15 protein-coding genes are annotated in these 11,995 nt (G+C 44.4%); 14 read left to right on the top strand and 1 reads right to left on the bottom strand.

All coding sequences use genetic code 11. The features are described 5' to 3' along the window. Nucleotides 1–8: 8 nt before the first annotated feature. Nucleotides 9–419 carry an HIT family protein gene (locus HT680_RS05740; protein ID WP_173258915.1) on the bottom strand — a complete coding sequence of 137 codons (411 nt, stop codon included), beginning with the start codon at nt 417–419 and terminating at the stop codon, nt 9–11. A gap of 67 nt (nt 420–486) precedes the next feature. Between HT680_RS05740 and HT680_RS05735 the strand changes: the two genes are divergently transcribed. The 14 genes from HT680_RS05735 (at nt 487) to HT680_RS05670 (ending at nt 11,868) form a co-directional block, all read left to right on the top strand. After that, nucleotides 487–1,218: an ABC transporter ATP-binding protein gene (locus HT680_RS05735; RefSeq protein WP_173258913.1), complete on the top strand. Its 732-nt coding sequence runs from the start codon at nt 487–489 to the stop codon at nt 1,216–1,218. Next, a complete protein-coding gene (locus tag HT680_RS05730) occupies nt 1,215–2,264 on the top strand; it encodes an ABC transporter permease (RefSeq protein WP_173258911.1) in 1,050 nt (349 codons plus the stop codon). The genes HT680_RS05735 and HT680_RS05730 overlap by 4 nt, the downstream gene beginning before the upstream one ends. A 47-nt stretch (nt 2,265–2,311) precedes the next feature. Continuing rightward, nucleotides 2,312–3,106, top strand: a complete 795-nt coding sequence (locus HT680_RS05725; protein WP_000363016.1) for a phosphotransferase family protein — start codon at nt 2,312–2,314, stop codon at nt 3,104–3,106. Further along, on the top strand, nt 3,103–3,738 hold the full coding sequence (trmB, locus tag HT680_RS05720; RefSeq protein ID WP_125416544.1) for a tRNA (guanosine(46)-N7)-methyltransferase TrmB: 636 nt from the start codon (nt 3,103–3,105) through the stop codon (nt 3,736–3,738). The genes HT680_RS05725 and trmB overlap by 4 nt, the downstream gene beginning before the upstream one ends. A 126-nt stretch (nt 3,739–3,864) precedes the next feature. Further along, on the top strand, nt 3,865–4,344 hold the full coding sequence (rimP, locus tag HT680_RS05715) for a ribosome maturation factor RimP (protein WP_173258909.1): 480 nt from the start codon (nt 3,865–3,867) through the stop codon (nt 4,342–4,344). A gap of 42 nt (nt 4,345–4,386) precedes the next feature. Beyond that, the gene (gene nusA, locus HT680_RS05710; protein ID WP_173258907.1) at nt 4,387–5,523 is read left to right on the top strand and encodes a transcription termination factor NusA; all 1,137 of its coding nucleotides are present in this window, start codon (nt 4,387–4,389) and stop codon (nt 5,521–5,523) included. 21 nt (nt 5,524–5,544) lie between these two features. Continuing rightward, nucleotides 5,545–5,838, top strand: a complete 294-nt coding sequence (locus HT680_RS05705) for a YlxR family protein (protein ID WP_061417918.1) — start codon at nt 5,545–5,547, stop codon at nt 5,836–5,838. After that, complete coding sequence (locus tag HT680_RS05700; RefSeq protein WP_001041399.1) at nt 5,831–6,130, top strand: YlxQ-related RNA-binding protein; 300 nt, start codon at nt 5,831–5,833, stop codon at nt 6,128–6,130. Before HT680_RS05705 ends, HT680_RS05700 begins: the two co-directional genes overlap by 8 nt. Nucleotides 6,131–6,146: 16 nt before the next feature. Continuing rightward, a complete protein-coding gene (gene infB / locus HT680_RS05695) occupies nt 6,147–8,930 on the top strand; it encodes a translation initiation factor IF-2 (RefSeq protein ID WP_173258905.1) in 2,784 nt (927 codons plus the stop codon). 166 nt (nt 8,931–9,096) lie between these two features. Next, nucleotides 9,097–9,447 (top strand): 30S ribosome-binding factor RbfA, encoded by a 351-nt coding sequence (gene rbfA, locus HT680_RS05690; protein WP_001273601.1) that lies wholly within the window; start codon nt 9,097–9,099, stop codon nt 9,445–9,447. Nucleotides 9,448–9,543: 96 nt separating this feature from the next. Further along, entirely contained in the window at nt 9,544–9,777 is a 234-nt protein-coding gene (locus tag HT680_RS05685; RefSeq protein WP_000368739.1) for a DUF1858 domain-containing protein, read from the top strand. Next, nucleotides 9,777–11,111 (top strand): DUF438 domain-containing protein, encoded by a 1,335-nt coding sequence (locus tag HT680_RS05680; protein WP_173258903.1) that lies wholly within the window; start codon nt 9,777–9,779, stop codon nt 11,109–11,111. Before HT680_RS05685 ends, HT680_RS05680 begins: the two co-directional genes overlap by 1 nt. Before the next feature lie 9 nt (nt 11,112–11,120). Further along, nucleotides 11,121–11,375: a DUF1912 family protein gene (locus HT680_RS05675; protein ID WP_000119707.1), complete on the top strand. Its 255-nt coding sequence runs from the start codon at nt 11,121–11,123 to the stop codon at nt 11,373–11,375. A gap of 97 nt (nt 11,376–11,472) precedes the next feature. Next, a complete protein-coding gene (locus HT680_RS05670; RefSeq protein WP_000038697.1) occupies nt 11,473–11,868 on the top strand; it encodes a helix-hairpin-helix domain-containing protein in 396 nt (131 codons plus the stop codon). Nucleotides 11,869–11,995 lie beyond the last annotated feature (127 nt).

The following is an 11,995-nucleotide window of genomic DNA, read 5'->3' as shown; positions in this document are numbered from 1 at the left end:
GCAACTCCTTAAGCGTTTCTAATGGTTTCAGCGACTTGGGCAAGTTTGTCAAAGTCAGGTTCGTGAGCGATAAAGTCAATCTTGAGGTCATCTTCTGCACCGTAGCGAGGTACGAGGTGCACATGGGTATGAAAGACCGTTTGACCAGCGACTTCCTCGCAATTGGCAATGATATTCATGCCGACAGCTTTAGTAGCCTTCATGACTTTTTGAGCCACTGTTGGCACCTGGGCAAAGAGTTGACTGGCGCTCGCAGCATCCATCTCCAAAAGATTGCGGTAGTGCTCTTTTGGTACGACCAAGGTGTGTCCAGGCGTTACTTGAGAGATATCAAGAAAGGCAAGAACCTGCTCATCCTCGTATACTTTTGAAGCAGGAATCTCCCCTGCGATGATCTTACAAAAAATGCAATCTGACATAAAATCCACCTCTACTGTATTGAATTTTGATATAATATAGCTACATTATACCAGATTCGGAGAAAATATGTTAGAAATTAAAAACCTGACAGGAGGCTATGTTCATGTTCCTGTCTTGAAAGATGTGTCCTTTACCGTTGAAAGTGGGCAGTTGGTCGGTTTGATTGGTCTGAATGGTGCTGGGAAATCAACGACAATCAATGAGATTATCGGTCTGTTGACACCCTACAGTGGAGAAATCAAGATTAACGGTCTCACCCTGCGAGAAGATGCGACCAACTACCGCAAACAGATTGGCTATATCCCAGAAACGCCTAGTCTGTATGAGGAATTGACTCTCAGAGAGCATATCGAGACGGTGGCTATGGCTTATGGTATTGAGCAGAATATAGCTTTTGATCGAGTAGAGCCTTTGTTAAAAATGTTCCGTCTGGATCAAAAATTAGATTGGTTTCCTGTTCATTTCTCCAAAGGGATGAAGCAGAAGGTCATGATTATCTGTGCTTTTGTCGTGGATCCGAGCCTCTTTATCGTAGATGAGCCTTTCCTTGGGCTTGATCCGCTGGCTATTTCTGACTTGATTCAGCTTCTAGAAGTAGAAAAGCAAAAAGGCAAGTCCATTCTCATGAGTACCCATGTCCTGGACTCGGCGGAAAAGATGTGTGATGCCTTTGTCATTCTCCACAAGGGAGAGGTGCGTGCCAAGGGGAATCTGGCGCAACTACGCGAAGCCTTTGACATGCCTGAAGCAAGTTTGAATGACATTTACTTGGCTCTGACCAAAGAGGAGGAGCTATGAAAGACTTGTTTTTAAAGCGAAAGCAGGCTTTTCGTAAGGAGTGTGTCGGTTATCTGCGCTATGTTCTCAATGACCACTTTGTCTTGTTCCTGCTGGTTCTCATCGGTTTTCTAGCCTACCAGTACAGTCAACTCCTGCAAAATTTTCCTGAAAATCACTGGCCTATCCTCTTGTTTTTGGGGATTGTATCTGCCTTGCTTTTAGCTTGGGGAGGAATCGCGACCTATATGGAAGGACCGGATAAACTCTTTCTCTTAGTCAGTGAAGAGGAGGTTAAGTCTCACCTCAAAGGGCAGACGATGCGCTCACTGGTCTTTTGGCTCTTTGTCCAAACACTTTTCTTGCTTTTATTTGCGCCCTTATTTTTAGCCATGGGTTATGGCTTGCCAGTCTTTCTCATCTATGTGCTTTTATTGGGAGCAGCGAAGTACCTAGTATTTCGCCAAAAATCCAGTAAATTTTTTACAGAGAATAGGCTTGACTGGGACTATGTGATCTCCCAAGAAAGCAAGCGCAAGCAAGTTTTGCTTCGTTTCTTTGCTCTCTTTACTCAGGTTAAGGGTGTTTCAAATAGTGTCAAACGTCGCGCTTATCTGGATTTTATCCTAAAGACTGTTCAAAAGGTGCCAGGGAAGATTTGGCAAAACCTCTATCTTCGTTCTTACTTGCGAAATGGAGACCTCTTTGCGCTCAGTCTCCGCCTCCTCTTCCTATCCTTGCTAGCTCTAGTCTTTATCGAGCAAACTTGGATAGCGACAGCAGTGGTGGTTCTATTTAACTACCTCTTGCTCTTCCAGCTACTGGCCCTCTATCACGCCTTTGACTACCAGTATTTGACCCAGCTCTTCCCACTAGAAAAAGGGGAGAAAGAGAAGGGATTGAAACAGATTGTGCTTGGTGTGGGAAGTGCAGTTCTTTTGCTGGAATTGCTGGTCGGAGCAGTGGTTTTTCAAGAAAAAATAGCCTTGTTGGCTCTTGTAGGGGCTAGTCTCTTCCTACAATTGTTTTATTTACCTTACCAACTAAAAAGATTGGTTGACGAATAGACTAAAAACTAGTAGAATAGTAAGGAAACTTTATACGGAGGAAAGAAATGGACTTGGGTGATAATGAGCTAACGCTGACCCCTATACCTGGGAAGAGCGGCAAAGCTTATATGGGAAGCTACCCTGATGGGAAGCGCGTCTTTGTAAAAATGAACACCTCTCCAATCCTACCTGGCCTAGCCAGAGAACAAATCGCTCCTCAATTACTATGGACTCGTCGTTTGCCAGATGGTCGTGATATGTGTGCCCAGGAATGGTTGACGGGCAAAATCTTGACACCGCACGATATGAACCGCAAGCAGATCATCAATATCTTGACACGTCTTCACCGCTCACGTCCTTTGATGAAGCAGTTGAGCCGTTTGGGATATACCATGGAAACGCCAGTAGACTTGTTGCAGTCTTGGAGGCAGGAAGCACCCGAAGTCTTGAAACGACATCAGTACTTAAACTCGGTGATTGATGATTTGCGCAGGACAGTTCCAGGATTTAGAGAAGACCATGCTACGATTGTGCACGGTGATCTTCGCCATAGTAATTGGATTGAGACAGAGAGTGGACTCGTTTATCTAGTGGATTGGGATTCGGTTCGCCTGACGGATCGTATGTTTGATGTGGCGCATTTGCTATGCCACTACATTCCAGATCATCAGTGGCGCCAATGGTTGAGAGACTACGGCTATAAGTACAATCAGACAGTGTTAGATAAATTGTATTGGTATGGTCAGTATTCTTACTTGAGCCAGATTGCCAAATACTTTGTAAATCAAGATTTAGATAATGTAAACCGGGAGATTTACGCCTTGCGTGTCTTCCGTGACAAGTATGGAAAGAAGAGATGAGAGTTAGAAATCGTAAAGGGGCGACAGAATTACTAGAGGCCAATCCCCAGTATGTTGTCCTCAATCCCTTAGAAGCAAAAGGGAAATGGCGAGACTTGTTTGGAAATGATCATCCTATTCATGTAGAAGTTGGAAGTGGGAAAGGGGCCTTTGTATCAGGAATGGCAAAGCAAAACCCTGACATCAACTACATCGGGATTGACATCCAAAAGTCGGTATTGAGTTATGCCTTAGACAAGGTGCTTGAAGTTGGAGTGCCCAATATCAAGTTGCTGTGGGTAGATGGTTCGGATTTGACTGATTACTTTGAAGACGGTGAGATTGATCGTCTCTACCTAAACTTTTCAGATCCATGGCCTAAAAAACGCCATGAAAAACGTCGTTTGACTTACAAGAGTTTCTTGGATACCTTCAAGCGCATCTTGCCTGAGAATGGGGAAATCCATTTCAAGACAGACAATCGTGGCTTGTTTGAGTACAGCTTGGTAAGCTTTTCTCAGTATGGGATGAAACTCAATGGGGTTTGGCTAGACTTGCATGCCAGTGGTTTTGAAGGCAATGTCATGACGGAATATGAGCAAAAATTCTCCAGCAAAGGTCAAGTGATTTACCGAGTTGAGGCAGAATTTTAAGAAATAGCTTGAAAATCAGCCGTTTGAGTGCTTATGCTTTACATAAATTGACAAACGTGCTATACTAATAGTAAGAATATGAGAAAGAGAGGCGGGGAAATATCTTCGCCTCTTGCTTATGAGGAGGTGGACGCAATCGCAACAATCGTAGAATTAGTCAGAGAAGTTGTAGAACCTGTCATCCAAGCACCTTTCGAACTCGTGGATATCGAGTATGGAAAGATTGGCAGTGACATGATTCTCAGTATTTTTGTAGATAAACCCGAAGGAATTACCTTGAACGACACGGCAGACCTGACAGAAATCATCAGTCCTGTCCTAGATACCATCAAGCCTGATCCCTTCCCAGAACAATATTTCCTAGAAATCACCAGTCCAGGCTTGGAACGTCCTTTGAAAACCAAGGATGCCGTCGCTGGAGCAGTTGGAAAATACATCCATGTCGGGCTCTACCAAGCCATTGATAAACAAAAAGTCTTTGAAGGAACCTTGATATCCTTTGAAGAGGACGAGTTGACCATGGAATATATGGACAAGACACGTAAGAAAACCGTCCAAATTCCATACAGTTTAGTATCAAAAGCACGTTTAGCAGTAAAACTATAGAAAAGAAAGGATAGCTTTTGAGGATTCAAAAGTGAAGAAAACATGAGTAAAGAAATGCTAGAGGCCTTCCGCATTTTGGAAGAAGACAAGGGAATCAAAAAAGAAGACATCATCGACGCAGTAGTAGAGTCACTTCGTTCCGCTTATCGCAGACGCTATGGTCAATCTGACAGCGTAGCCATTGACTTCAATGAAAAAACAGGTGACTTTACAGTTTATACTGTCCGTGAAGTTGTTGATGAAGTATTTGATAGCCGTTTGGAAATCAGCTTGAAAGATGCCCTTGCCATTAATTCAGCCTATGAGCTTGGTGACAAAATCAAGTTTGAAGAAGCACCAGCTGAGTTTGGTCGTGTAGCAGCCCAATCTGCCAAACAAACCATTATGGAAAAAATGCGCAAGCAAACACGTGCCATCACTTACAATACTTACAAAGAACATGAACAAGAAATCATGTCTGGTACAGTAGAACGATTTGACAACCGTTTCATTTATGTTAACCTTGGTAGCATCGAAGCCCAATTATCAAAACAAGACCAAATCCCTGGAGAAGTCTTTGCTTCTCACGACCGTATCGAAGTCTACGTTTACAAGGTTGAAGACAATCCTCGTGGTGTCAACGTCTTTGTTAGCCGTAGCCATCCAGAAATGATTAAACGCTTGATGGAACAAGAAATCCCAGAAGTCTACGATGGAACTGTCGAAATCATGAGCGTGGCTCGTGAAGCTGGTGACCGTACGAAAGTTGCCGTTCGTAGCCACAATCCAAACGTGGATGCTATCGGTACAATCGTTGGACGTGGTGGTGCCAACATCAAGAAAATCACCAGCAAATTCCACCCAGCTCGCTACGATGCGAAGAGCAATCGTATGATTCCTGTCGAAGAAAACATCGACGTTATCGAGTGGGTAGCAGATCCAGCTGAATTTATCTACAATGCCATCGCACCTGCAGAAGTTGACCAAGTTATCTTTGATGAAAATGACAGCAAACGTGCCTTGGTCGTTGTACCTGATAACAAGCTTTCTCTTGCCATCGGTCGTCGTGGACAAAACGTTCGCTTGGCAGCTCACTTGACGGGTTACCGTATCGATATCAAGTCTGCAAGTGAGTTTGAAGCTATGGAAGAAGCAGGTCAAGTGGATTACGCAGCTGCGGACGAATTGATTGAAGAATAAAAGCTGCTAGAGGAGGGAAAGATGAAAACAAGAAAAATCCCTTTGCGCAAGTCTGTTGTATCCAACCAAGTGATTGATAAGCGTGATTTGCTCCGCATTGTCAAGAACAAAGAAGGACAGGTCTTTATCGATCCGACAGGCAAGGCCAATGGCCGTGGCGCTTATATCAAGCTAGACAATGCAGAAGCCCTAGAGGCAAAAAAGAAGAAAGTCTTTAACCGCAGCTTTAACATGGAAGTTGAAGAAAGCTTTTATGACGAGTTGATCGCTTATGTTGATCACAAAGTAAAAAGAAGAGAGTTAGGACTTGAATAAGCAAAAGATAAGCAATCTCTTGGGACTTGCTCAGCGAGCAGGTCGGATCATATCAGGTGAGGAATTGGTGGTCAAGGCCATCCAAGACCAGAAAGCCAAGCTAGTCTTTCTAGCACAGGATGCTGGCCCTAATCTAACCAAGAAGATTCAAGATAAAAGTGACTATTATCAAGTAGAAGTTATAACCGTGTTTTCAACACTGGAATTAAGCATAGCAGTCGGAAAATCGAGAAAGGTTTTGGCTGTGACAGATGCTGGATTTACAAAGAAAATGAGGTCTCTTATGGAATAGAAGAGGAGGACATGATTTGTCTAAGAAAAGATTGTACGAAATCGCAAAAGAACTTGGAAAAGAAAGTAAAGAAGTTGTAGCGCGTGCAAAAGAGTTGGGCTTGGATGTGAAAAGCCACTCATCGAGCGTGGAAGCTGCTGCTGCTGAGCAAATCGCAGCGAGCTTTAGGCCTGCTTCTCCGAAAGCAGAAGCAAAACCTGTACCACCAAAAGCAAGTGTAGAAAAGAAAGCGGAAAAGTCTGCCTCAGCTAAACCAGCAGTCGTTAAGGAAGAAAGCAAACTAGCTGCACCTGCAGCTCCTAAGGAAGAAAAAGTAGTGGCCGCAAGACCACAGAGTCGAAACTTCAAGGCGGAGCGTGAGGCGCGTGCCAAAGAGCAGGCAGAGCGACGCAAACAAAACAAGGGCAACAACCGTGACCAACAACAAAACGGTAACCGTCAGAAAAACGACGGCCGTAATGGTGGCAAACCTGGTCAAGGAAACCGCGACAATCGCCGTTTCAACGATCAAGGGAAAAAACCACAAGGTCAAGGAAATCGTGGCAATGATCGCCGTCAGCAACAAGACTTCCAGCCCAAGCAAGCTGGGCCACGTGTTGACTTTAAAGCCCGTGCAGCAGCCCTGAAAGCAGAGCAAAATGCAGAGTACGCACGTTCAAGCGAGGAGCGCTTCAAACAATCGCAAGCTGCTAAAGAAGCCTTGGTTCAAGCTAACAAACGCAAGGAACCAGAGGAAATCTTTGAAGAAGCTGCTAAGTTAGCTGAACAAACGCAGCCGGCGGTATCAATAGCTCCTGTAGCGAAAGAAGCGCCAGTGGATACACGTCGTAAAAAACAAGCTCGACCAGACAAAGAACGTGACGATTATGATCACGAAGAAGATGGTCCTAGAAAACAACAAAAGAATCGAAGTAGTCAGAATCAAGTGAGAAATCAAAGAAATAGTAACTGGAATAACAACAAGAAAAATAAAAAAGGGAACAAGCAAAACAACCGTATCCAGGCTCCAAAACCTGTTACAGAGCGCAAGTTCCACGAATTGCCAACAGAATTTGAGTATACAGATGGTATGACTGTTGCGGAAATCGCAAAACGTATCAAACGTGAACCAGCAGAAATCGTTAAGAAACTCTTTATGATGGGTGTGATGGCCACACAAAACCAATCCTTAGATGGAGAAACCATCGAACTCCTCATGGTGGATTATGGTATCGAAGCCAAACAAAAGGTTGAAGTGGATAATGCCGACATCGAACGTTTCTTTGTCGAAGATGGCTATCTTAACGAAGATGAATTGGTTGAGCGTCCACCAGTTGTAACCATCATGGGACACGTTGACCATGGTAAAACAACCCTCTTGGATACCCTTCGTAACTCTCGTGTTGCGACAGGTGAAGCGGGTGGTATCACTCAGCATATCGGTGCCTACCAAATTGTGGAAAATGGCAAGAAGATTACCTTCCTTGATACGCCAGGACACGCGGCCTTTACCTCTATGCGTGCGCGTGGTGCTTCTGTTACCGATATTACCATCTTGGTTGTAGCGGCCGACGACGGGGTTATGCCTCAAACTATCGAAGCCATCAACCACTCAAAAGCAGCCAACGTTCCAATCATCGTAGCCATCAACAAGATTGATAAGCCAGGTGCCAACCCAGAACGTGTTATCGGTGAATTGGCAGAGCATGGGGTTATGTCAACAGCTTGGGGTGGGGATTCTGAGTTTGTCGAAATCTCAGCTAAGTTTAACCAAAACATCGATGAACTCTTGGAAACGGTCCTTCTTGTAGCTGAAATTCAAGAACTCAAGGCAGACCCAACAGTGCGTGCGATCGGTACAGTTATCGAAGCTCGTTTGGATAAAGGAAAAGGTGCGGTCGCAACCCTTCTTGTTCAACAAGGTACCTTGAATGTCCAAGACCCAATCGTTGTCGGAAATACCTTCGGTCGTGTCCGTGCCATGACCAATGACCTTGGTCGTCGTGTCAAGGTCGCAGGCCCATCAACGCCGGTTTCTATCACAGGTCTAAACGAAGCGCCAATGGCTGGTGACCATTTTGCTGTTTACGAAGATGAAAAATCTGCGCGTGCAGCAGGTGAAGAGCGTGCGAAGCGTGCCCTCATGAAGCAACGTCAGGCTACCCAACGTGTCAGCCTTGAAAACCTCTTTGATACGCTTAAAGCTGGTGAGCTTAAGTCAGTTAACGTTATCATCAAGGCCGACGTACAAGGTTCTGTTGAAGCCCTTTCTGCCTCACTTCAAAAGATCGATGTAGAAGGTGTCAAAGTTACCATTGTCCACTCGGCAGTCGGTGCTATCAACGAATCTGACGTCACTCTTGCGGAAGCTTCCAATGCCTTTATCGTTGGTTTCAACGTACGCCCTACACCACAAGCGCGTCAACAAGCGGAAGCTGACGATGTAGAAATCCGTCTCCACAGTATTATCTACAAGGTTATCGAAGAGATGGAAGAAGCTATGAAAGGGATGCTTGACCCAGAATTTGAAGAAAAAGTTATCGGTGAAGCAGTTATCCGTGAAACCTTCAAGGTATCTAAAGTGGGAACCATCGGTGGATTTATGGTTATGAGTGGTAAGGTTACCCGTGATTCTAAAGTCCGTGTCATCCGTGACGGTGTCGTTATCTATGACGGCGAACTTGCAAGCCTGAAACACTACAAAGACGACGTCAAAGAAGTTACAAACGGTCGTGAAGGTGGATTGATGATCGATGGCTACAATGACATCAAGACTGATGATGTGATTGAGGCATACGTCATGGAAGAAATCAAGAGATAATAGAGAAACGATAGCCGATTTGACTCGTCGTCAACAGTGCCTTGATGAACCCTTAGTTCTATCTAAGGCTTGTTTCCTAGATTCAAATGGCTCTAGTTCCTCTATCTAACAGAAATAGCTAGGTCTGCTGGCCTAGCTTTTGGTTCAAAGTAGAGAAAGGAATATCATGGCAAATCATTTCCGTACGGATCGTGTGGGCATGGAAATCAAGCGTGAAGTCAATGAGATTTTGCAAAAGAAAGTCCGTGATCCACGTGTCCAAGGTGTGACCATCACAGATGTTCAGATGCTGGGGGATTTGTCTGTTGCCAAGGTTTACTACACCATTTTGAGTAACCTGGCTTCAGACAATCAAAAAGCTCAAATCGGGCTTGAAAAAGCAACTGGTACTATCAAACGTGAACTTGGTCGCAATTTAAAATTGTACAAAATCCCAGATTTAACCTTCGTCAAAGACGAATCCATCGAATATGGAAACAAGATTGACGAGATGCTACGCAATCTGGATAAAAACTAAGAAAGAGGGGGTGCCCCTCTTTTTTGGTGTATGCTAATCGTCCTTATGGTATAATATAAGCAGTAAAATCATTTTAGAACATACATGGAGGTCGTCATGGACAATATCATCGATGTGTCAATACCCGTTGCGGAAGTGGTGGACAAGCATCCAGAAGTCTTGGAAATTCTAGTGGAGCTGGGTTTTAAACCTCTAGCCAATCCCTTGATGCGCAATACAGTCGGTCGCAAAGTATCGCTCAAACAGGGTTCTAAGCTTGAAGGAACGCCTATGGACAAGATTGTCCGCACACTGGAAGCGAATGGTTATGAAGTGATTGGATTAGACTAATGGCAGATGAACGGATTCATATCCTACGGGATATTTTGTTAGAATTGCATAATGGCGCCTCTCCTGAGTCAGTTCAGGAGCGTTTTGATGCGACTTTTACGGGTGTTTCAGCCATCGAGATTTCCCTCATGGAGCACGAGCTGATGAACTCAGACTCAGGTGTCACCTTTGAAGATGTCATGGAACTCTGTGATGTCCATGCCAATCTTTTTAAAAACGCTGTTAAGGGTGTCGAAGTGGAGGATACCGAACACCCTGGCCACCCAGTTCGCGTCTTCAAGGATGAAAATTTGGCTCTCCGTGCAGCTTTGATTCGCATTCGGAGATTGTTGGATACCTATGAGTCTATGGAAGACGAGGAAATGCTTGCGGAGATGCGCAAGGGTTTGGTCCGTCAAATGGGGCTGTTGGGTCAATTTGACATCCACTACCAGCGCAAGGAAGAGCTCTTCTTTCCCATCATGGAGCGCTATGGACACGATTCCCCTCCTAAGGTTATGTGGGGAGTGGATGATCAGATCAGGGAACTCTTTCAAACAGCTCTAACGACAGCCAAGTCACTACCAGAAGTTTCGATTAGCAGTGTAAAAGAAGCTTTTGAAGCTTTTGCGACAGAGTTTGAAAGTATGATTTTCAAGGAAGAGTCCATCCTCCTCATGATTCTTCTTGAGTCCTTCACTCAGGATGACTGGATTCAGATTGCGGAGGAGAGTGATGCTTATAGCTATGCCATCATCCGTCCGTCTGAGAAATGGGTGCCAGAGCGTCAGAGTTTCGTTGAGGAAAATGGCTCAGAGGAGACCGTACAACTAGACACGGCTGAAGGCCAGGTTCAGAAAGTTATCGATACGCCAGAAGGTCAGTTTACCATTACCTTTACCCCTAAGGAAAAGGAAGCGGTGCTGGATCGTCATAGTCAACAGGCTTTTGGCAATGGCTATCTCTCCGTAGAGCAGGCCAACCTCATCCTCAATCACCTCCCTATGGAGATTACCTTTGTCAATAAAGATGATATTTTCCAGTATTACAATGACAATGCGCCAGCTGATGAGATGATTTTTAAACGGACGCCGTCCCAAGTCGGGCGCAATGTTGAACTCTGCCATCCGCCCAAGTACCTAGATAAGGTGAAGGCCGTTATGAAAGGTCTTCGTGAAGGTAAAAAGGACAAGTATGAAATGTGGTTCAAGTCTGAGTCGCGAGGCAAGTTTGTCCACATCACCTATGCCGCCGTACACGATGAAAACGGAGAATTCCAAGGCGTGCTAGAGTATGTTCAGGATATCCAGCCCTACCGAGAGATTGACACGGACTATTTCCGTGGATTAGAATAAGGAGAACCAATGAGTTACGAACAAGAATTTATGAAGGAATTTGAAGCCTGGGTCAATACCCAGATCATGATCAACGACATGGCGCATAAGGAAAGTCAAAAAGTCTACGAAGAAGACCAAGACGAGCGTGCCAAAGATGCCATGATTCGCTACGAAAGCCGCTTGGATGCTTATCAGTTCTTGCTTGGTAAGTTTGAAAATTTCAAGGCGGGTAAGGGATTTCATGATTTGCCAGAAGGCTTGTTTGGCGAGAGAAATTATTAAAATAGTGATACTTTCTTGATTTTTTCTCAAAATCTTGATAGAATATCTTTATTAAATCCTTGTCAGAGCAGGGATTTTTTATTGAAAGGATTTTATCATGTCAAAGAAACTCCAACGTAAAAAACAATTGCGAAATAGCCTTCGTCGCTCAGGTGCATTTTCAAATACGGTGACCAAAGTTGTCGAAGAGACCAAGAAAGTTGTGAAACACGCAGAAAAATCTGCCAGCGAAGCAGGAAAAGTTGTCTCTAAAAAAGTGGAACAAGCAGTAGAAGCGACTAAGGAACAAGCTCAAAAAGTAGCCAATTCTGTAGAAGATTTCGCAGCTACTTTGGGAGGCCTCTCAGTAGATCGTGCGAAGACTTTCTATGATGAAGGCATCAAGTCGGCTGCTGACTTTAAAAACTGGACGGAAAAAGAACTCCTTGCCTTAAAAGGAATCGGCCCTGCTACCATCAAGAAATTAAAAGAACACGGAATCAGCTTCAAGTAATCTTTCTTGAGCCTTGCTTTTCCGAGAAAAACTTGCTACAATAAAGCCATCAGAGGTGTTTTGAATCCCACATTTTACAGAAAGTGGCGGTGCTGAGAAGTCCACAAATGTGTCAAAACTAGTAGCT

The organism is Streptococcus sp. 5905, from assembly GCF_013276505.1.
In the GTDB taxonomy this organism is placed as follows: domain Bacteria; phylum Bacillota; class Bacilli; order Lactobacillales; family Streptococcaceae; genus Streptococcus.
This window is presented reverse-complemented; position numbering and strand designations above follow the sequence as displayed.

Excerpts from the sequence above, each read along its gene's own strand:
- HT680_RS05730 (WP_173258911.1), top strand. The coding sequence starts at position 1,215 with ATGAAAGACTTGTTTTTAAAGCGAAAGCAGGCTTTTCGTAAGGAGTGT.
- nusA (WP_173258907.1), top strand. The coding sequence starts at position 4,387 with ATGAGTAAAGAAATGCTAGAGGCCTTCCGCATTTTGGAAGAAGACAAG.
- HT680_RS05670 (WP_000038697.1), top strand. The coding sequence starts at position 11,473 with ATGTCAAAGAAACTCCAACGTAAAAAACAATTGCGAAATAGCCTTCGT.
- HT680_RS05725 (WP_000363016.1), top strand. The coding sequence starts at position 2,312 with ATGGACTTGGGTGATAATGAGCTAACGCTGACCCCTATACCTGGGAAG.
- rbfA (WP_001273601.1), top strand. The coding sequence starts at position 9,097 with ATGGCAAATCATTTCCGTACGGATCGTGTGGGCATGGAAATCAAGCGT.
- HT680_RS05740 (WP_173258915.1), bottom strand. The coding sequence starts at position 419 with ATGTCAGATTGCATTTTTTGTAAGATCATCGCAGGGGAGATTCCTGCT.
- HT680_RS05705 (WP_061417918.1), top strand. The coding sequence starts at position 5,545 with ATGAAAACAAGAAAAATCCCTTTGCGCAAGTCTGTTGTATCCAACCAA.
- trmB (WP_125416544.1), top strand. The coding sequence starts at position 3,103 with ATGAGAGTTAGAAATCGTAAAGGGGCGACAGAATTACTAGAGGCCAAT.
- HT680_RS05735 (WP_173258913.1), top strand. The coding sequence starts at position 487 with ATGTTAGAAATTAAAAACCTGACAGGAGGCTATGTTCATGTTCCTGTC.
- HT680_RS05680 (WP_173258903.1), top strand. The coding sequence starts at position 9,777 with ATGGCAGATGAACGGATTCATATCCTACGGGATATTTTGTTAGAATTG.
- HT680_RS05685 (WP_000368739.1), top strand. The coding sequence starts at position 9,544 with ATGGACAATATCATCGATGTGTCAATACCCGTTGCGGAAGTGGTGGAC.
- HT680_RS05675 (WP_000119707.1), top strand. The coding sequence starts at position 11,121 with ATGAGTTACGAACAAGAATTTATGAAGGAATTTGAAGCCTGGGTCAAT.